This is a genomic window from Pedobacter sp. JCM 36344 (assembly GCF_046546555.1).
Lineage (GTDB): Bacteria > Bacteroidota > Bacteroidia > Sphingobacteriales > Sphingobacteriaceae > Pedobacter.
The window spans coordinates 261,391-280,176 of sequence record NZ_JBKHKK010000001.1 but is presented as its reverse complement, the minus strand read 5'-3'; the positions used below and the strand labels follow the sequence as shown (position 1 = coordinate 280,176).

Here is an 18,786-nt window from a genome sequence, read left to right as displayed (position 1 = left end):
ACAAAATGATGCTGAAGACAAAACTTCCTTTTAAATTTCCGATAAATTGTTTAAACATGATCGTAGTGTAATACACACAGGTAAAGGGAATTGTTTGCTCAATTAAAAAAGGATGCCGATTGACATCCTTTTTAGTTTAGGTTTAGTTTTTAGTGCTTTTCCTCTATATCGTACTCTAAAACGTCTTTGTGATTGTAAGGTTCAACCATCATCTCGTTTATAGTTTTACCTTTTTTGTTGAAGCCTAATTTGTCTAACATGATATCAAATATCAAGTAAACTACAGGAACAACGATCAAGGTCAAGAATAATGAACTGGTTAAACCTCCAACAATAACCCATGCTAAACCGTTCTTCCATTCTGCACCAGCACCACTCGCCAGTGCGATTGGAAGCATACCAAAGATCATGGCAATGGTAGTCATCAGGATCGGTCTTAAACGCGCATGATTAGCTAAAACTAAAGCTTCTACCGTACCCTTACCTTCAGCCTTCATGTGGTTGGTGAAATCGACCAGGATAATTGCGTTTTTCGCAACCAACCCCATCAACATGATGAGACCCAGTATGGTAAAGATACCGATAGAGTTGTTCGTCAATGCCAGCGCAAGGAAAGCCCCTATAAATGCCAGCGGTAGAGAGAACATCACTACAAGTGGGTAAACAAAGCTGTCATATAGTGCCACCATGATTAAGTAAACCAATAATACAGAGGCTATTAATGCGATACCCAGGGTGCCAAATCCATCTGCTTGATTTTCTTGATCACCTGCCCAAACGTAGCTTACACCCACGGGAGCAATAAGCTTACCGCTTTTCTGTGCTTCTACTAACTTCTCCTGGAATTCTGCTACCACAGTACCAGTTGGTCTACCAATGGACTGCGCTTTAACAGTAACAGAAGTTGATTTATTTAAACGCTCCAGCTGACTAGGGCCTGAACCTTCGGTAATGGTAGCAAACTGAGACAATTTAACTTGTGCATTTGCATTGTTTACAAAAACCAAATTCTTAACATCGTCAACGTTCTTTCTGTTGAAAGCCTGATACTGGATATTGATGTCATATTCGTATTCACCTTTACGATATTTACCGTCGGTATTTCCACTAAAAGCGGTTTGCATGGTAGAGCCTACAGTTTGTAATGTTAGGCCCAATGCAGACATTTTATCGCGATCTACTTGAACATTAATCTCAGGCGTTCCTTTTTCTACAGAAAGCTTAATCTCTGTAGCGCCAGGAACGGTTGCAAGAACTTTTTGGGCGGCTTCGGCATATTTCAATGCGCTGTCTAAGTCAGATCCCATAACTACAAGCTGAATTGGTGCATTTTCGGCAATACCCAAAATACTAATTGGAACGGTTTTAACTTTAGTTCCTACCAATTCTTTAGCTAATGCACGGCTTATTTTCGTTGCGAAGATATCTGAAGACACACCACGCTGCTTACGATCAACCAACTTAACGTTGATCTCAGACTTATATGCTGTTGCTTGTGTTCCTCCAAAATCTCCCGTAGACTGGCCAACAGTGGTAATTTGTTGGGTAATCTCAGGTTGTTTTGCCAGGTATGCTTCTGCTCGTTGAGTAACAAAATTTGTTTGTTCTAAAGAGGCATCTTTTGGCAATTCGATCTGTACCAAGAACTCGCCTTTATCAGATTTCGGGAAGAACTCTGATCCAATAAAGCCACCCACTGCAAGATATATCGCACCAACAAATAATACAACAACCCCGAAGATGGTACGTCTTTTATGATTTAACGACCATGTCAGTATTCCTGTAATCCAGATAGTGAATTTCTTTAATTGTTTTTCAAACCAAAGGATAAAGCGGCCAAATATGTTTTTGCCTTCTATGTGTTCTAATTTACCATACCTCGAAAATAATAAAGGCACAATAGTAAATGAGGTAAGCAAAGAAAGCAATGTTGCTATAATTACCACTACACAGAACTGACGCAGAATGTTAGATACCAATCCTGTACTGACGGCGATTGGGAAGAACACAACTACAATTACTAAAGTAATGGATACTACGGTAAAGCCAATCTCTTTTGTTGCGTCAGAAGCGGCCCGAACCTTGTTCTTACCCATTTCCATATGCCGCTGAATATTCTCCAGTACCACAATGGCATCATCCACCAGAATACCTACCACGAGGGATAATCCAAGTAACGACATCAGGTTCAAGGTAAATCCAAACAGGTCGATTCCGATAAATGTGGCAATTAATGATGCAGGAATGGATACCATTACAATCAAGGCATTACGGAAGCTGTGTAAGAAAAACAACATTACAAAAGCTACCAGGATGACTGCCAGGATTAAATCATGGATTACTGCATCTGCAGATTCCAGAGTGAAAATAGAGCTGTCGTTGACAATTTTGATATCCAATTTGTTGGTCGAGTATTCTACTTTCAATTTTTCAATAACGGCGTGAACACCTTTACTTACCTCTACGGCATTTGCATCACTCTGTTTAATGATTTGGATCGCAATTGCGCCTTGCCTGTTAATACGTGCAAGCTTTTCAGTTTCTTTTTTCGTGTCTTGAACGTCAGCAACATCTCCTAAACGGATTTGTGCGCCAGCTTTCGAAGTAGTTAGGACTAGGTTCCTTAATTCATCAATGCTTCTGTATTTACCTGAAAGACGAATCAAAACATCCTGTTTCTGGGTTTTCACACTTCCTGTTGGGAAATCTAAGTTCGAACTTAAGATCATTTGTTGAACCTGAGGCACGGAAAGACTATATCCCTGTAACTTATCAGCATCTAATGAAACCTGAATTTCACGCTCAGATCCACCCACAAGATTTACCTGTGCAATACCACTTACACGAGAAATTACGGGTGCAATGCGCTTATCAATAAGATCATAGAAAGTGATATCATCCATATTTGCTGAAGCGGACATCGTAATCACGGGTAAATCATCGAGTGAGAACTTAGTCAATGAAGGCGTTTTTACATCTTCTGGTAGGTCAGCAAGGATCGCATTTACCTTACGTTGCGCATCATTTAGGGAGATGTCAATGTTTGCTTTATCTGTTAACGCTATGGTTACAGTTGATAAACTCTCGAATGATACGGAGTTTATTTTTTTAATGTTTTCCATTGATGAAACCGCATCCTCAATTTTTTTGGTTACGGTATTCTCCACCTCATTGGGTGATGCTCCAGGGTAGATGGTTGCAATAGATACTACGTTGTTTGAGAATTTCGGAAGTAATTCATACCCCAACGAAAAGTAACTTAACAGGCCCAATAATGTAAGTGCAGTAAAAACCACAATTACCAGTGAGGGCCTTTTTATTGATATATCTGTTATTTTCATTTTATTCCTTTATTGCCTTAAGCATTGCTCAATGCTATTTCTACTCCAAAATTTATTTAACAACGCTAATAGCAGTTCCCTCAGCGAGATTGATCTGTCCGCTGATAATCACCGATTCGCCCTCCTTCAAACCTTCAAGAATTTCAACATTCTCACCCAATATCCTGCCAGCCACTACTGTACGAAGTTTCGAAGTATTGTTTGATTTGTCCAGCACAAATACCTGATTGCTACTAACACTACCAACAAATGAAGTACGAGGAATTAATATACTTGGAGCCTGTTTAGGAGCTCGGAATATTGCTGTTCCATACATCCCTGCTTTTAACGTATTTTTATTGCTGTTCTCTAATTCTATTTCCACCGGGAAATTTAAGGTAGCATCTGCTTTTGCAGCAATAAATGTCACTTTACCAGAAAACTTGTCGTTAGGGAAAACAGATGATCTGATATCGATCTCATCGCCGATTTTAAGATTTACAACTTGAGATTCACTAACATTTACCTTAAGCTTCAATTTAGAAACATCGACTATTTCAAATAATTGCGTGCCTTGTGTGTTCACAAATGCGCCAACTTCAATATAGCGCTTATTTATAATACCATTAATTGGAGACTTTATGTTTGCATCGCTAACTTTTCTTTGAGAAGCTTGCAAACGCAGCTTAGCATTTTGAGTAGCCAATTTTGCCTGGTCAAGTTGCTGTTGAGTAACACCCCCTGTTTCAAATGAACTCTGGTATCTTGCCTGATCTCTTACCGCATTCTGATAAGTTGCCTGCGCAGTTTCTCTATCTGTATTTATGATTTCTGCATCAATACGCGCCAACGTCTGACCCTTGGTTACTCGCGCACCTTCATCAACGTAAATTGCAGATACCCGACCTGCATTCTCTGAAAGGAAGTTCAACTCTTGTTTAGGAATAAAGTTGCCATTTGCGCTATAATCCTGATCTACAGTTTTCTTTTCAACCGTGGCAATACGCACAGCTACAGCACCACCACCTTCAGCAATGAAAGCAGTCTTTTCTGCATTTTTCTTCTTATTATTCGTTAAGATGAGGACAATACCTGCGCCAACAACTACGATTACAAGGACTGCGATTATTATTTTTTTCATTGTAAAAGTGATTTAATATTTCCGTTTGATTTTATTAATTGTATTTCAGCAACCTTATAGTTTAAGAGTGCCTGTGTATAGCTGTTTTGAGCCTGAGTCAACGAGTTTTCAGTATCTAATAAATCCGTCAAGTTCGCAAGGCCGTTGTTATAGTTGTTTTGTGTGCTTTTGTAGATTTCTTGGGCCAAGTCTGCATTTTTCTTTTGCGTATTTATGGTATTTAGACTGTTTCGCAACTGAATTTTGGTATTTTCATAAGCCAGATTTAAGGCGTTATTAGTCTCTCTTCTATCTTCGTTAGCTTTAAAAAGATCAACATCTGCCTGACGGATCTTAGAACGAGTTAGGAAACCATTGAAAATTGGAACTCTTAATGTTAATCCAATAGCGGATGACCCGAAACCGATCGCATTGGGATTCGTGCTTAGAAAGTCAAATCCACCTGCCTGACTTGAATAAGTATAGTTTCCAGAAAGCGCTAGAGTAGGATAGTGCTCTGCTACATATGCTTTGCGCTGTAACGCCAACAGTTTATCCTGAGCGTCTAAAATTCTTATTTCCGTTCTTTCAGCCAAGGATAGTGAATCGCTGAACTGGGGTAGTTGTGTAACTTCAGTTAACTCGGATTTAGGTAGCACAATCTGAGTGTTTACTGGCATTCCCATTGAAAACTTTAATTGATTCTCCAGTTGACTGATAGCGTTTAGGGTCTGCTCACGTTGAGTCTCCAGATTGGTTAAGTTAACCTTGATGCGATCCACATCAATTCTCTTAGCCAATCCGTTTTCAAATTGATTAGAAATGATCTTCTCTACAACGTTTACGTTTTTTATATTGGTGTCTAAAACATTTAATTGTTGTCTATTCACCAAAACTTGGTAATAGTTGTTTGCAACTAATTCTATGATCTGCTCCTCCGTTAACCGCGAAGTTAGCTGATAGTATTCTTCACTAGATTTTGCCGCTTGCAAGCCTGTAAAGACCTGTTGATTAAAGACCTGCTGCGACAATTGAACACCTGTCGATGAATTCCAGTTCTGTCCGAACTTTAAGGTTTGCAGCTGCCCTCCAAAATCAACCACCTGCTGGCCGATAATTGGATTATAAGTCAATCCCGCAGTTCCTGTGATTTGAGGCAGTGCCTGCGCACGAACTTCCTGCGTTTTATATCGACCACGGTCAATTTCTAACTTCGCTTTCCGTGCCCTTGTATTATTTTGAATTGCATAGTTTAATGCGTCCTTTAAACTAAGCGTTTGCTGGGCGCTCACACTGTTTGCGAAAGCTAATCCTAGCAATAGCAACGGTATGATTTTTATTTGTTTGATAGTTGAATTCATATTATATGATAGGTTTGTATTCTACTTAAGTCCTTTTACAAATATTCTTGACAAGCTGTGTTGTTTCTCTAGTATGATCTTCATTTCTTTCTTGCTTGGAAAAAGCTCCTTGTTTCCATGCATAATACATAGAGAAGTTATTCCCATCATGCTCTCCAGATATAGCTCCGCTGTTTTCTCCAACTCAACCTCAGCTATTTCTCCATTGTCGATAGCGCGGTTCAGAATGTCTGCATAGATCTTGACGTTCTTTTTTTTCATGGCCATAAATGTCGCTTTAAGTGTATCCGAATTTAGGGACACGTCTGGAGTTACGCCAGATAAATGCAGCATATAATACTTTTGAAAAAATTTGAACCTGATATCAATGAAAATAGCAAATCGCTCTTCAAGAGGAATGTCCGCGTAAAGATCCTTTTGAAGCGCCTCGAAATAGTCGGAAAATACTTTTTCGATAACGCCTTCGACTAAACTGCTTTTGTCCGGGTAGTAATAATATAACGAAGGCTTAGTTACAGATAAGTCTTCAGCAATCTCGTTCATTGTTGTCTTTTGTATTCCATAGTGAATGAAGCGCTTGATCGCCCCTTCTATAATCGCCTCCCTTTTCTTATCCATTACTAACATTTTACTTTTCTTCTTCCTGACTTTTTTATTTCAATGGTCAAAAATACTTCCATATTTCCGACTTCAAGAAATTTATCATGAAAAAACATTGATTATTACCCGATTTTGACTTAAGTAGCTATCTGCTAGCGAGCCCAGCCAGGAAGATGTCTGCAAAAACTTTCTCTTTATGAAAAATTTCTTTGAACTGTTCTTTCCCGGGGAAAATACTTTTGTCTTTTGCCAGGATATTGAAGTGGATACCAGAGATGGCGTCGATGAAAATTTCTGTGGCAAGTTTCGGGTCATCCATCGCCAGTTCTTTGTTCACAATACCACGGGTCAGCAAAGAACTAATGATGATTTTCTCGAAGGCCTTTGCCTTCGCAAATTTATCATAAAGTTCATTAGGAAGATCACTTTCTATGGTCAAACTGGATTCAAATAGATTATAGTATTTTTGAATATATGACTGTCTTCTTTGTAGTAGTTTCAACACAGCCTCTGTCGCGGTGGATGCCTTATCTATAGATTTAACTGTTTCCGTACTAATTTTCTGCATCAAATACTCCATGGTACTTACATACAAACTGATCTTATCAGGAAAATAATAATATAAAAGTGCTTTTGATAGTGACAAGTCTTTCGCAATCTCAGACATGGTAGTTTTTGCGAGACCATAATGAGCGAACCTTTTCAGTGCGGCTTCAATAATTAAACTTCTTTTCTTATCCTGGTTTTCCATAAAAAATCTAAGATACAAAGGCGCAATTAAAGTGCCTAACAATTTTTTCTATGTTTGTAACTCCAACTATAGCAAATTATAATGGTTAATATCCAAAAAGACATTTCTTTAAAGCCTTACAATACTTTTGGAATTTCTGCAAACGCAACGGGATTTGTAGAAGTCCGCTCAGAAGATGAGTTAATAGAATTGCTTCGCAAAGACATTACTAAGGAACCCTTTTTAATTCTTGGAGGGGGAAGTAATGTGCTTTTCACTCGGGATTTTCAGGGTTTGGTTGTAAAGATCAGTATTCCTGGGATCAGCTCAACTATCACAGATGACGGTATTGAGGTTACTGCAGGTGCGGGAGTAGTTTGGAATGACCTGGTTATGTATTGCGTTGAATATGGTTTTGCAGGAATGGAGAATCTGAGCCTTATACCTGGAACGGTGGGAGCCTCGCCAGTTCAGAATATCGGTGCGTATGGTGTTGAGCTTAAGGACATCTTTAAGTCCTGCACTGCCCTTGAAATTCGGACTGGAATTAAAAGAATTTTTTCGTTAGATGATTGTCGGTTTACTTACCGAGATAGTATATTCAAAACTGAGCTCAAAGGGAGGTACATTATCACATCGGTGGTATTCAAGTTAACAGACCAGCCCAAATTGAACACACAATATGGCGCGATACAGGACGAATTAAAAAGCAGAAATATTGACGATCCAACCATAAGGAATATTTCTGATGTGGTCTCCAGCATCCGAGTCGGGAAACTTCCTGATCCTTCAACAATTGGAAATGCCGGTAGTTTTTTTAAAAATCCGGTGATCAACGCAAACAGCTTTTCAAAAGTTTATTCCAATTTTCCAAATGTTGTTCATTATTCAATGTCAGACGGAATGGAGAAACTAGCAGCAGGCTGGTTAATAGAACAATGTGGCTTCAAGGGTATTATAGTAGGGAATACTGGTACCTGGAAACATCAGGCGCTCGTATTAGTTAACCATGGGCGCGCTACTGGCGCAGAAGTGTATAGTTTTTCAGAACATATCATCGAGACTGTGAATGCCAGATTCGGCGTTTTGCTTGAAAGAGAAGTAAATATTATGTGACATTTCGTTGTTTCGCAATTAAATCCATAAAATTAATTTCTTAACATCAGAACTGGCTTTTTGGTATAGCTATTGCACGGGTTTAAGTGTACGAAAACGAAACAAATAGAGTGACGCCACATACAAATCACCATTTGCTTTTGCCTTATTAACCACTAAAACTTAAACATTATGACCAAAAATGAATTTAACCTTCAGCTCCACGATCACTCAATTTCTCTTCAGTCATTCGCTTTAAATTTTACCAAAGATGTTGAAGACGCAAACGACCTTGTTCAGGATACCATGTTGAAAGCTGTCACTTATTACAGCAAATTCAAAGAGGGAACAAACCTAAAGGGTTGGTTGTTCACGATAATGAAAAATACTTTTATTAATAATTATAGACGCTTGGTGAAAACCAACGCATTGATTACTAAGACCGATGATATTTCTTCCGCAAACCTGCATTATAGTGCTTCGAAAAATAGTAGTGAAAGTAAATTTGTACTTGGAGATATTAATAAAGCCCTGGCAACTTTACAGCCCGAGTACTATATTCCGTTCATTAAATACTTTGAAGGCTTTAAATATCATGAAATTGCAGAGGAGCTTCAAATACCAATTGGCACAGTAAAAACTAGAATACACGTGGCTCGTCAAATTCTTAAGAAATACCTCAAAACGTATTCGAAAGAAATTCTCGGCGCCAACGTAGCCTAGGATACTATTTCATATCAATAAAAGGCCTGATCGTTAGAACAGGCCTTTTTTGTATTTAAATACCTACTTTTAACTTTTCAATGGAACATACTCAATATTCAAAACAACAGTTAGCTTTGCGTAACGGACAAGACAAACCTCAAATCTGGGTTGCTTATAGAGGCGTTATTTACGACGTTTCCGATAGCAGGCTTTGGCGCAATGGAAAACATTATGAGCACTGGGCTGGTCAGGACCTGACCGAAGAATTACCCGACGCACCACATACAGAGACGGTCTTTGAAAAATTTCTTGTGGTAGGAGTCTTGAAATAAATCAAATCTATGCTTCGATAGTGAATGAGCTTAGGTTCACAAATTCCTGAACACGAGCAGCGACCTCTTCGTCTTTTAAATTTAAAATCTTTTCAGTTCCAAACTGCTCTACGCAGAATGAGGCAAGGGCAGAACCGTAAATAATTGCGTTTTTCATGTTATTGAAATTGATCGTTCCAATCTTTGCAAGATAACCAATGAAACCACCAGCGAAGGCATCACCAGCACCAGTAGGATCAAATACATCTGCTAATGGAAGGGCGGGAGCAGAGAAAATCTTGTCCTCATGGAATAATAAAGCGCCGTGCTCGCCTTTCTTTATGATGAGATATTTTGGGCCCATCTGAAGAATCTTTTTAGCAGCCTTTACTAGAGAATATTCGCCCGACAACTGACGAGCTTCCGCATCATTTATGGTTAATACATCCACTAATTTTATAGTTTCTAGCAAATCCTCCATCATTATATCCATCCAGAAGTTCATCGTATCCAACACAATTAGTTTAGGGCGATTTTTAAGGCGACTGATAACAGTTTGCTGAATAAGCGGAGTAAGGTTGCCGAGCAACAAATACTCGCAGTCCTGGTAGCTCTCAGGGATGATCGGATCGAAATTTTCTAATACATTTAACTCTGTGACCAGCGTATCACGACTGTTCATGTCGTTGTGGTACTTTCCAGACCAAAAGAATGACTTTTCACCTTCTTTCACTTGCAATCCTTCTGTGTCAATACCGTGCTGTGTGAACTTGTCAACATTCTCCTGCTGAAAGTCATCGCCTATTACACCAACGATTTTTACCTTATTGTAAAAGTAAGAAGCAGCCAGACTTGCGTACGTTGCAGCTCCACCAACTATCTTATCTGTCTTTCCGAAAGGAGTTTCGATAGCATCGAAAGCTACAGTTCCTATGATTATGAGGCTCATATGTATTATTTATTTTTTTTTGCTACAAATATTGCATAAATAATTTAAAAGCCCTAATATTGCATTCCCAAAACGAACAAAGCTTTATGTTCTTAATTGAATCCAAAGGCGCGTTTTGGCAACCAGTACTCCTTCTTAGCTCAGCTGGTTAGAGCATCTGACTGTTAATCAGAGGGTCGCTGGTTCGAGCCCAGCAGAGGGAGCTTACAAATCAATGATTTAACCCACACTTCGGCAAGTGTGGGTTTTTTTGTGCACAGAATTTGCACAAAAAACGCATCGTTTGTCATTAATGTACTTAAGTGCTATGAATCTTTCATTGCTAAGATGAACTATCACCATCTAACACAAGAATGCGATAAGGATACGATTTGATACGAAAATATACGATGGTGATACGGTAACGATGGTTTATTTTAGAGAATAATTCGTGCCGGCACCTAAACCTTGTTTTTCTATTAAATTTTTTGCCATTAACTCACTCAATATGCGTTTTACCGTAGGGTTAAGGATACCTAATTTTTTGGCTATGTCCCCAGACTTACTACCTGCATGATCCCCTATGAATATAAGTATAGATTTTTCTCGTGGTGATAGCTGCTCCTGAATATTTTTTAAAGCATCGAAGAAAAATAGCACCCATTTAGTTACATCTTTGTTATGCCTTTGTGATTGGCATTTTCTTAATTCCTGATAATATTCTGCTTTTTGATTTTCTATTTCATGTTCAAGGCTTACATATTGAATCCAGCTATACCCTGCTTTAATAGTTACAAAGTTGATAACAGCCTGCTTAACCTACCATTGCCATCTTGAAATGGGTGTATGCTAACAAAGTCGTAAGCAAACAGAGCGCATTTTACTAAAGGGTGGGTAGTATTGTCGGTAGCATACCAACTGATTAAACTTCTCCTGGCATCCTCTGTAGCAAATCCCGTTGGAGTAGTCTGAAAAATTAATTGTTTTTGTCCATTCGGTAAGGTGGCTTCAACGGCGTTGCTGTGTTGTTGGTAATCGCCTCTATGCCACTCATCCTTTTTACCATATTTTAGAAGAATATTGTGCAAATTTTTTAAATCATTTTCTGTTATATTAATGTCCTGATAAGATTCGGAAATTAAATCCATCACATTAAAATAACCGACAGAAAGCCCGTTTCCTTTGCAGAAATGGGCTTTTTTGCTTAAAAGTGAAAGCTTCCTCCCAATTATCAATTGTTTTTTCGTGTAAAGCTTGATCAAGATCAGCAGCAATTTCAAGTATACTCATCAATAACTTCAGCTTTTTAAATCAAAATATTTGTTAAAATATAGAAGCATAAACGAATACCAGCCGTTTATCTTGTTGATATTTTGCATATTTAAATATTCTATGCAGTTTTGGTATAAGATAAACGAAATATTATCGTTTATCTTATTAATATTTTACAATGGAAATTCGAACAGCACTAAGAGAGCTATCTAACCAACCGCTGACCCACCAGCTCCTGGTAAACCTTTTGAAAGACTATAAACGGCCAAACGATAAAATATTATCTTTAAAAGCGGATGGCCTGATCGAACCGATCAAAAAAGGACTTTACATAGTAGGTAGGTCTCTTGGCTCTGAACGACCTGAAAGCGCATTACTTGCCAACCATATATTCGGACCAAGCTACCTTTCAATGGAAAGTGCGCTCGCCCATTACGGGCTAATTCCAGAGAAGGTTTTTGCGGTCACTTCAATGGCTACAAAAGCATCGAGGAAATTTCAGGCTAACATTGGACTATATACCTATACCAACCTGCCATTGCCTTATTTTGCATTCGGTCTTGCTACCATCAGCCTGTCTAAAGACCAACGGGCTATAATGGCAATCCCCGAAAAGGCACTATGCGATAAAATAGCTACAACAGCAGGCATAACCTTAAGAAGCCAGTCTTCTGCAAGGGACTATGTTTTTGGAAACCTGAGAATGGAAGAAGAAGATCTCGCTAAGTTTGATCTAAATGCTATGTTAAGCTGGCTGGAAAATGCACCCAAAAGGGAAAGCCTGGAAATGTTAATCAAAATGATCGAAAAAATATGATAAAGGAATGGCTCGAAGATTATCATCCCGCAAACCGGGAAGAAGCTAAAGATGCATTGAGGGAAATCATGCAGGAGATCACACTGGCGGGACTTAACCGCGCAGGTTTTTTTGAAAAAGCTGCATTTTATGGCGGAACTGCGCTCAGGATAGTCTACGGTCTAGACCGATTTTCAGAGGACCTGGATTTTTCGCTACTTGGCGTTGATCCGGATTTTTCACTGGGAAAATATCAGGATGCTATCATAAATGAGTTTGCCGCCCTAGGGATGCAGGTATCTATTTCGGAAAAACAGAAAGCAGCGAAGAGTAACATCAACTCAGCCTTTCTAAAATCGGAAACCATTTGGAAGGAACTTGTGTTGGAGGGTGTCATCCCGCAGAATGGACTTAAGGAAGTAGCCAGTATTAAGATCAAGATAGAAGTAGATGCAGCGCCACCATTGGGGTTTTCTACTGAGGAAAAGTTATTGCTCAAGCCTTTTTCGTTTTACGTGAAGTGCCTGTCGCTTCCCGACCTTTTTGCCGGAAAGATGCATGCACTGCTTTTTCGCAAGTGGGGCACGAATGTAAAAGGGCGGGACTGGTATGATATGGAATGGTACATCAAAAAAGGATATCCCCTCAATCTCGGCCATTTCCTGCTAAGGGCGATCGACAGCGGTGACTGGAAAAAAGAGACCATCAACGAAGAGGAGTTCAGAAAATTATTGAGTGAAAAGATCGAAAGTGTTAAAATGGACTTTGTCAAAGCCGACATCTCTAGATTTATACAGGATTCAAAGGTACTTGAAATATGGTCCCCAAGTTATTTCCACGACCTGAGCGCAAAACTAAAAATCAATACATCAAATTAAGCTTTAGACCTTGGCTTTGGAAAAATTAAAACTAGAAATGGGTAACCTCCGTCTGTTAATCAGAGGGTAGCTGGTTCGAGCCCAGCAGAGGAGTAAGTTAAAAGCCTTACAGAGAGATTTCCGTTTGTATTAGATTTTGTTCACAAAAACAGCACTGCTGAGGATCTCTCACAGTGCTGTTTGTCCTTAATTAAGTTGCGCTTTCTACACTAATCTGTTCGCGCGCCAATTTAGCAGCTGCTACCATGTTCTGTAAAGCGGCTTTAGTTTCTGGCCATTTGCGGGTTTTCAGTCCACAGTCAGGGTTTACCCACAAATTACGTGCAGGCAGGAGGTCCGCTGCTTTTGCCAGCAATGAGGCCATTTCTTCTGTAGTAGGTACACGAGGGGAGTGAATATCGTATACCCCGGGACCGATCTCATTAGGGTAATCAAAATGGGCGAATGCTTCCAGTAATTCCATCTGTGACCGCGAGGTCTCAATGGTAATTACGTCAGCATCCATAGCGGCAATATGCGCTATGATGTTGTTGAACTCACTATAACACATATGTGTGTGGATCTGAGTCTTATCCTGTACACCGCTTGCAGTAATGCGAAAGGCCTTGACTGCCCAATCCAGATAGTGTGGGTGTTTAGCTTTGCGCAATGGCAGGCCCTCGCGGATTGCAGCTTCATCGATTTGAACAATGCCAATACCTGCCTGCTCCAGTGCCAAAACCTCGTCACGGATGGCAAAAGCAATCTGGTTAGTAGTAACGTCTCTGGGTTGATCGTCCCGTACAAATGACCATTGTAGTATAGTTACCGGGCCGGTCAGCATGCCTTTCATTGGCTTCTTAGTCTGCGCTGCTGCAAATGTGCTCCAGCGGACAGTCATGTCTTTAGGTCGGCTAACGTCTCCATAAATAACAGGAGGCTTCACGCATCGGCTTCCATAACTCTGTACCCATCCGTTCCTGGTAAACAAGAAGCCGTCCAGTTGCTCGCCGAAGTATTCCACCATGTCATTGCGCTCGAACTCCCCGTGTACCAGTACATCCAATCCGATTTCTTCCTGCCAGCGAATGGCATCTACAGTCGCCCGCTCAATCGTTTTCTCATATTGCTCGAGTGTCAGCTCTCCTTTTTTGAACCTTGCGCGTAGCTGACGGATGTCGTCAGTTTGAGGGAATGAACCAATTGTAGTTGTGGGGAACGACGGTAAATTAAAGCGTTCGTTGTGAAGCTGCTGGCGCAATGGAAATGCACTTTTTCGGCTTGCTTCGGCATCGGTAATTGATGCAACACGATCTTTTACAACCTGCTGATGTACTTTTTGAGATAATCTTCTGCTTTGGAGGGCCGCCTTATTGGTCTCTAGTAAAGTGGTATTCCCTTCCATGATCTGGCGGATTTCGTTTACCTCAGTCAGTTTTTGTTTGGCAAAGGCCATCCAGTTCCTGATTTCCGTATCCATTGCTGTTTCCAGCTCCAGGTCTATAGGGCTGTGCAGCAGCGAGCAGGAAGGAGAGATGATCACCCGGTCAGCACCTAATTTTTCAACAGCTTTATGAATTAATGCGAGAGATTTTTCATAATCGTTTTTCCAGACATTCCGACCGTCTACCACGCCTAGAGAAAGTTGAAGGTAATCTGGAATTAGTGCAAGCACTTCATCAAGTTGTTCCGGTGCACGTGCCAGATCAATATGCAATGCAGTTATAGGAAGGTTTACTGCCAGTTGTGTATTGTCAAGCAGGGCTTCAAAGTAAGTAGCTACCAGTAGCTTAACGCCGCTTACACCATGAGAAATAACACGATAGGCGTACTCAAATGCCTCTTTTTCTTTTTTAGAAAGGTCGAGTGCAAGGCATGGCTCATCAAATTGTATCCATTTAACGCCCTGAAGTCTAAGTCGGTTAATAATCTCTATATAGACAGGCACCAGTTTTTTGATGAGATCAATACGCTCAAATCCCGGTTCTTTTTCTTTACCAAGCATTAAATAGCTTACCGGCCCTAAAAGAACTGGTTTGGCTTTTTCCCCCAGATGCTGTTTAGCAACGTTATACTCGCTAAAGATGTTTTCATTAAAGATCTTGAAATCCTGATTTTCGGTAAACTCAGGTACGATATAGTGGTAGTTAGTATCCAACCATTTGGTCATTTCCATTGCGGTAATGTCCAAGCCATCTTTCTGATAACCACGGGCCATGGCGAAATAAAGGTCAATTTCGCAATTTGCTTTTACCTGCGAAAGCACAGGAGAATAGCGCTTTGGGATCACACCTAAAAGTAAGCTTGTATCCAATACCTGGTCATAGTAGCTAAAGTCATTACAAGGAATCAGATCAATGCCGGCATCCAGCTGGGTTTGCCAGTTTTGTTCTTTAATACTGCGTGCAACCTTATTTAGTTCTTTAAGGTCGATCTTGCCTGCCCAGTATTGCTCGCAGGCTTTTTTAAGTTGTCTTTGGCTACCAATTCGCGGATAGCCTAAATTTTGTGTTAACATTTCTTTCAAAGATTAAATTAGAAAAACAGTTAATCTCTTTGCTAAACTTCAAAATGCTTCACAAAGAAAATGACATACTGAGGTCTACAGGCCAATTGCCAGCGGGTAAACATCAGATCAGACCATTTGCTCTATCTCGCGAAAGCATCGTCATACGGTATCGGCAGGTCTCCTGACTTGTAACATTCCAGCCGTCCTTCCCATCCTTATGCTGACAGTGGACATTCATTGGCTGAAACTGTTGGGTGTTACTTACAGTTGCGCGACAGCTCGTGATTTACACACGATTCCCTTTTAATCCCCGCTTTCGCTGGTAACCAATTCCATTTGATTGAGTAAACAAAGATCTAAATACCACACAAAAGTACAAGTAAAGATTTTAGTACCACATTGTAAGAATAATTAGGAATAAAATTCTAAATTTATACTATTATCAGAATATTACACTTTTATCGCTGTGTACTGATCTTTTAAAAAGTAAATTATTCTATGGAAGAACTTGATATTACCGACAGACAACTGCTCCAATTACTTGGAGAAGATTCTAATCAGACGGTGAAGGCTTTGGCAGTAAAAGTTAATCTTTCCCCCACACCTGTTTTTGAGCGGGTAAAGAAACTGGAAGCTGGTGGTTATATCAAAAAATATATTGCGCTATTAGACGCCGAGAAGCTAAACTACGGACTGATAATTTTCTGCAACATTAAGCTCAAGCAGCACGATAAAATTATAGGTCATGACTTTGTGAGCGATATCATGCAGCTTGATGAAGTGGTAGAGTGTTACAATATATCTGGAGATTTTGATTTTTTGTTGAAGGTCTACGCCAGGGATATGAAACATTACCAAGATTTTGTGTTTAATAAATTAGGCTCAGTGAATAGCATTGGCAGCACCCATAGTACATTTGTAATGTGTGAAAATAAGAACACTTATAACATAAATCTTCTTTGATCAGCTTTCCGGTTTTTAATAAGTGTCACATAGGCATTGATAAACTTTAGTAAATCTTGCTGTGTTTCATTATCAGTTATTTGCCCTTGTTCGTTAATCTTTCCTTTGATTCCTTGAATTAATAATGTGGTATTGTAATCTTCCCTAAAAACAGCTACAGAAATAAGTGTAGTATTTAATAAATTAAGGGTAATGAAAAAAAGCTTTAGGGCCTGCCGAAAAACGGGAGCTTGTTGGATATGCCGGAGAGACCTCCAGATGAGCCTTCGGCAGGCCTGCATACTTTTTTGTATCAGCACTTCAGTATTTTATTATCGTGCTAAGAGAAACGATGATGAAGAAATCATAGATCAGTTGTCTTCTCTGGCCGAATCACATCGCAGCTTGGGATTCTGGCTGATATTTCACCGACTTCGAAAGTTGCAATACATTTGGAATCATAAACGCGTTTACCGGATTTATACTTCCATGCGACTAAACCTTCGAAATATGAGGAAAAAGCGGCTTCCGACATGAGTTAAGGAACCATTGCTTTATCCAATCTATCCAAATGTCACCTGGAGCCTGGACTTTATGCATGATACTGTAGGGTTCCCAAAAAGCTGACCATTTCCTTCTAAGGGCGACCGATAGGGGTGATTGGAAAAAAGATACAATCAACGAGGAGGAGTTCAGGAAATTATTGAGCGAAAGGATAGAAAGTATTAAAATGGACTTTGTGTAAGCTGATATCTCCAGATTTATAAAGGATCCAAAGATACTTGAAATATGGTCACCAAGTTATTTCCATGACCTGAGTTCAAAACTAAAAACCAATATATTAAGTTAAAACTCCGGGGCCTGATCAAAATGATGTTCGATAAATACTCATCAAATTATTAAAACCAGAAGCCATGCATTCAAAAGAATGTTTTAAATTCATAATTAATTAAAAACTGTTATAAATATTTGACGGGATTTCTTTGATAGCTTGTAATTTATTGATTAATATATAGTTATAAATGGGTAGTGTCCGTCTGTTAATCAGAGGGTCGCTGGTTCGAGCCCAGCAGAGGGAGCCAACAAATCGCAAGTCCGCGATTACTTAAAAGCCTGTTTCTGAAAAGGAAACGGACTTTTTTGATTACATGTTGAAGCTATTTTTCAAAAGAACAATTGTTTTTCATGTAAAGCTTAATTAAGTTCATCAGCAATTTCTGCTGAATTCTTAAATCATGTTTAGTCCCGTATACGGGAAGAAATAAAAAGTAAAATATTTTATTTACCTTAGTAAAAATTCTTACTATCATGGCAAGAGCAGCAACAGCAAAACATAACGGCGCAGCAGTTAAAGAAAAAACGAGTGCAAAAACAGCAGACTGGATTGCCCAGTCATGGACAAACTTTGACAAAATCGCTTCGGTAAAAAACGGAATTAGTAAAGACAGCTTGGTTTCTTTCAAACAGGCTATTAATGTTGATTATGATCACCTTTCTTTTGTGCTTGGCACCACCAAGACCACATTGCACAAGAAGCAAAGAAATGAAACCTTCAGCCCATCCATATCTGAAAAGGTAATTGCCCTGATGGACATCTACCGTTTCGGCTATCAGGTGTTTGGGAATCATGATAAATTCAACAAATGGGTACAGGTGTCAAACCGGGCTTTGGGTAACCGAATTCCACTGGAAGTGATGGATACCATATTCGGTATCGACGAAGTAAAAAACATCATTGGCAGGATTCAGCACGGTGTATACTCTTAAATGAAAGTATACCGATTATCCAACTCAGAATTTGCTGGAGACCTAGAAGGAACAGGGGCCAAATTATACGGCGGCCGATGGAACAACAAAGACACTGCCTGTATCTATACCTCAGCCAGTCGTGCACTCTCAGTATTGGAATTAGCCGCCAATGTGGAAACGGAATTCCTACCAGCAAACTTAAGCATCACCAGTTATGAATTCCCGGATTCAGAAATACGAAACTTAAGTGAAAATGAGCTACCTGAAAACTGGCCTGAAATACCCGCCCCAAGTTCCACCAAAGATTTGGGCAGTAAACTGCTGCTTGATCCAAACGTACTATGTATCCGTGTACCCTCAATTATGGTAGCGCAAGAGTACAACTACCTGATCAATCCCGAATCCAGTAGAATCAATTCCGTCCACATCATTGAAATCACAAAATTTCAATTTGATAACAGAATCAAAAAATAATCACCTTTTCAAATATT

General features: G+C 39.6%; 17 protein-coding genes, 1 tRNA gene and 1 riboswitch. Of the genes, 9 read left to right on the top strand and 9 right to left on the bottom strand.

Features of this window, described 5'->3' with window-relative positions; translation table 11 throughout:
* Positions 1 to 149 precede the first annotated feature (149 nt).
* The 5 genes from ACHFIZ_RS01280 to ACHFIZ_RS01260 form a co-directional block, all read right to left on the bottom strand.
* The gene (locus ACHFIZ_RS01280) at positions 150 to 3,341 is read right to left on the bottom strand and encodes an efflux RND transporter permease subunit (RefSeq protein WP_410882058.1); all 3,192 of its coding nucleotides are present in this window, start codon (positions 3,339 to 3,341) and stop codon (positions 150 to 152) included.
* A 52-nt stretch (positions 3,342 to 3,393) separates the two neighbouring features.
* Complete coding sequence (locus ACHFIZ_RS01275; RefSeq protein WP_410882056.1) at positions 3,394 to 4,461, bottom strand: efflux RND transporter periplasmic adaptor subunit; 1,068 nt, start codon at positions 4,459 to 4,461, stop codon at positions 3,394 to 3,396.
* Entirely contained in the window at positions 4,458 to 5,801 is a 1,344-nt protein-coding gene (locus ACHFIZ_RS01270; protein WP_410882054.1) for a TolC family protein, read from the bottom strand. Before ACHFIZ_RS01270 ends, ACHFIZ_RS01275 begins: the two co-directional genes overlap by 4 nt.
* Before the next feature lie 21 nt (positions 5,802 to 5,822).
* Entirely contained in the window at positions 5,823 to 6,419 is a 597-nt protein-coding gene (locus ACHFIZ_RS01265) for a TetR/AcrR family transcriptional regulator (protein WP_410882052.1), read from the bottom strand.
* 127 nt (positions 6,420 to 6,546) lie between these two features.
* Positions 6,547 to 7,152, bottom strand: coding sequence for a TetR/AcrR family transcriptional regulator (locus ACHFIZ_RS01260; protein ID WP_410882050.1), 606 nt, complete (start codon positions 7,150 to 7,152; stop codon positions 6,547 to 6,549).
* 81 nt (positions 7,153 to 7,233) lie between these two features.
* Here ACHFIZ_RS01260 and murB point away from each other — a divergent pair, with 81 nt between their 5' ends.
* The 3 genes from murB to ACHFIZ_RS01245 all read left to right on the top strand — a co-directional run bounded on the left by murB (position 7,234) and on the right by ACHFIZ_RS01245 (position 9,263).
* A complete protein-coding gene (gene murB, locus ACHFIZ_RS01255; RefSeq protein WP_410882048.1) occupies positions 7,234 to 8,247 on the top strand; it encodes a UDP-N-acetylmuramate dehydrogenase in 1,014 nt (337 codons plus the stop codon).
* Positions 8,248 to 8,418: 171 nt separating this feature from the next.
* Positions 8,419 to 8,949: a sigma-70 family RNA polymerase sigma factor gene (locus ACHFIZ_RS01250; protein ID WP_410882046.1), complete on the top strand. Its 531-nt coding sequence runs from the start codon at positions 8,419 to 8,421 to the stop codon at positions 8,947 to 8,949.
* Positions 8,950 to 9,029: 80 nt separating this feature from the next.
* Positions 9,030 to 9,263: a cytochrome b5 domain-containing protein gene (locus tag ACHFIZ_RS01245; protein ID WP_410882044.1), complete on the top strand. Its 234-nt coding sequence runs from the start codon at positions 9,030 to 9,032 to the stop codon at positions 9,261 to 9,263.
* A gap of 7 nt (positions 9,264 to 9,270) precedes the next feature.
* Here ACHFIZ_RS01245 and ACHFIZ_RS01240 read toward each other — a convergent pair whose 3' ends face one another.
* A complete protein-coding gene (locus ACHFIZ_RS01240) occupies positions 9,271 to 10,191 on the bottom strand; it encodes a PfkB family carbohydrate kinase (RefSeq protein WP_410882042.1) in 921 nt (306 codons plus the stop codon).
* 129 nt (positions 10,192 to 10,320) lie between these two features.
* On the opposite strand from ACHFIZ_RS01240, the gene ACHFIZ_RS01235 reads away from it, so the two are divergent.
* A tRNA-Asn gene (locus tag ACHFIZ_RS01235) sits at positions 10,321 to 10,394 on the top strand.
* A gap of 208 nt (positions 10,395 to 10,602) precedes the next feature.
* Here the strand turns inward: ACHFIZ_RS01235 and ACHFIZ_RS01230 are convergent.
* Positions 10,603 to 10,830, bottom strand: coding sequence for a helix-turn-helix transcriptional regulator (locus tag ACHFIZ_RS01230; protein WP_410882040.1), 228 nt, complete (start codon positions 10,828 to 10,830; stop codon positions 10,603 to 10,605).
* A gap of 131 nt (positions 10,831 to 10,961) precedes the next feature.
* Positions 10,962 to 11,318, bottom strand: coding sequence for a Fic family protein (locus ACHFIZ_RS01225; RefSeq protein WP_410882038.1), 357 nt, complete (start codon positions 11,316 to 11,318; stop codon positions 10,962 to 10,964).
* 302 nt (positions 11,319 to 11,620) lie between these two features.
* Between ACHFIZ_RS01225 and ACHFIZ_RS01220 the strand changes: the two genes are divergently transcribed.
* Entirely contained in the window at positions 11,621 to 12,259 is a 639-nt protein-coding gene (locus ACHFIZ_RS01220) for a type IV toxin-antitoxin system AbiEi family antitoxin domain-containing protein (RefSeq protein ID WP_410882036.1), read from the top strand.
* Positions 12,256 to 13,116: a nucleotidyl transferase AbiEii/AbiGii toxin family protein gene (locus ACHFIZ_RS01215; RefSeq protein ID WP_410882034.1), complete on the top strand. Its 861-nt coding sequence runs from the start codon at positions 12,256 to 12,258 to the stop codon at positions 13,114 to 13,116. The genes ACHFIZ_RS01220 and ACHFIZ_RS01215 overlap by 4 nt, the downstream gene beginning before the upstream one ends.
* Before the next feature lie 190 nt (positions 13,117 to 13,306).
* Here the strand turns inward: ACHFIZ_RS01215 and metE are convergent, their stop codons facing one another.
* Positions 13,307 to 15,613, bottom strand: coding sequence for a 5-methyltetrahydropteroyltriglutamate--homocysteine S-methyltransferase (gene metE / locus ACHFIZ_RS01210; protein WP_410882032.1), 2,307 nt, complete (start codon positions 15,611 to 15,613; stop codon positions 13,307 to 13,309).
* 144 nt (positions 15,614 to 15,757) lie between these two features.
* A riboswitch (cobalamin riboswitch) is annotated at positions 15,758 to 15,950 on the bottom strand.
* A gap of 152 nt (positions 15,951 to 16,102) precedes the next feature.
* On the opposite strand from metE, the gene ACHFIZ_RS01205 reads away from it, so the two are divergent.
* The 3 genes from ACHFIZ_RS01205 to ACHFIZ_RS01195 all read left to right on the top strand — a co-directional run bounded on the left by ACHFIZ_RS01205 (position 16,103) and on the right by ACHFIZ_RS01195 (position 18,769).
* Positions 16,103 to 16,567 (top strand): Lrp/AsnC family transcriptional regulator, encoded by a 465-nt coding sequence (locus ACHFIZ_RS01205; protein WP_410882030.1) that lies wholly within the window; start codon positions 16,103 to 16,105, stop codon positions 16,565 to 16,567.
* Between the two features lie 1,287 nt (positions 16,568 to 17,854).
* On the top strand, positions 17,855 to 18,313 hold the full coding sequence (locus ACHFIZ_RS01200) for an antitoxin Xre/MbcA/ParS toxin-binding domain-containing protein (protein ID WP_410882028.1): 459 nt from the start codon (positions 17,855 to 17,857) through the stop codon (positions 18,311 to 18,313).
* Positions 18,314 to 18,769 carry an RES family NAD+ phosphorylase gene (locus ACHFIZ_RS01195; RefSeq protein WP_410882026.1) on the top strand — a complete coding sequence of 152 codons (456 nt, stop codon included), beginning with the start codon at positions 18,314 to 18,316 and terminating at the stop codon, positions 18,767 to 18,769.
* Positions 18,770 to 18,786 lie beyond the last annotated feature (17 nt).

Bases quoted from the DNA above. Each gene is read 5' to 3' on its own strand.
- ACHFIZ_RS01280 (WP_410882058.1), bottom strand. From the start codon at position 3,341: ATGAAAATAACAGATATATCAATAAAAAGGCCCTCACTGGTAATTGTG.
- ACHFIZ_RS01275 (WP_410882056.1), bottom strand. From the start codon at position 4,461: ATGAAAAAAATAATAATCGCAGTCCTTGTAATCGTAGTTGTTGGCGCA.
- ACHFIZ_RS01270 (WP_410882054.1), bottom strand. From the start codon at position 5,801: ATGAATTCAACTATCAAACAAATAAAAATCATACCGTTGCTATTGCTA.
- ACHFIZ_RS01265 (WP_410882052.1), bottom strand. From the start codon at position 6,419: ATGGATAAGAAAAGGGAGGCGATTATAGAAGGGGCGATCAAGCGCTTC.
- ACHFIZ_RS01260 (WP_410882050.1), bottom strand. From the start codon at position 7,152: ATGGAAAACCAGGATAAGAAAAGAAGTTTAATTATTGAAGCCGCACTG.
- murB (WP_410882048.1), top strand. From the start codon at position 7,234: ATGGTTAATATCCAAAAAGACATTTCTTTAAAGCCTTACAATACTTTT.
- ACHFIZ_RS01250 (WP_410882046.1), top strand. From the start codon at position 8,419: ATGACCAAAAATGAATTTAACCTTCAGCTCCACGATCACTCAATTTCT.
- ACHFIZ_RS01245 (WP_410882044.1), top strand. From the start codon at position 9,030: ATGGAACATACTCAATATTCAAAACAACAGTTAGCTTTGCGTAACGGA.
- ACHFIZ_RS01240 (WP_410882042.1), bottom strand. From the start codon at position 10,191: ATGAGCCTCATAATCATAGGAACTGTAGCTTTCGATGCTATCGAAACT.
- ACHFIZ_RS01225 (WP_410882038.1), bottom strand. From the start codon at position 11,318: ATGGATTTAATTTCCGAATCTTATCAGGACATTAATATAACAGAAAAT.
- ACHFIZ_RS01220 (WP_410882036.1), top strand. From the start codon at position 11,621: ATGGAAATTCGAACAGCACTAAGAGAGCTATCTAACCAACCGCTGACC.
- ACHFIZ_RS01215 (WP_410882034.1), top strand. From the start codon at position 12,256: ATGATAAAGGAATGGCTCGAAGATTATCATCCCGCAAACCGGGAAGAA.
- metE (WP_410882032.1), bottom strand. From the start codon at position 15,613: ATGTTAACACAAAATTTAGGCTATCCGCGAATTGGTAGCCAAAGACAA.
- ACHFIZ_RS01205 (WP_410882030.1), top strand. From the start codon at position 16,103: ATGGAAGAACTTGATATTACCGACAGACAACTGCTCCAATTACTTGGA.
- ACHFIZ_RS01200 (WP_410882028.1), top strand. From the start codon at position 17,855: ATGGCAAGAGCAGCAACAGCAAAACATAACGGCGCAGCAGTTAAAGAA.
- ACHFIZ_RS01195 (WP_410882026.1), top strand. From the start codon at position 18,314: ATGAAAGTATACCGATTATCCAACTCAGAATTTGCTGGAGACCTAGAA.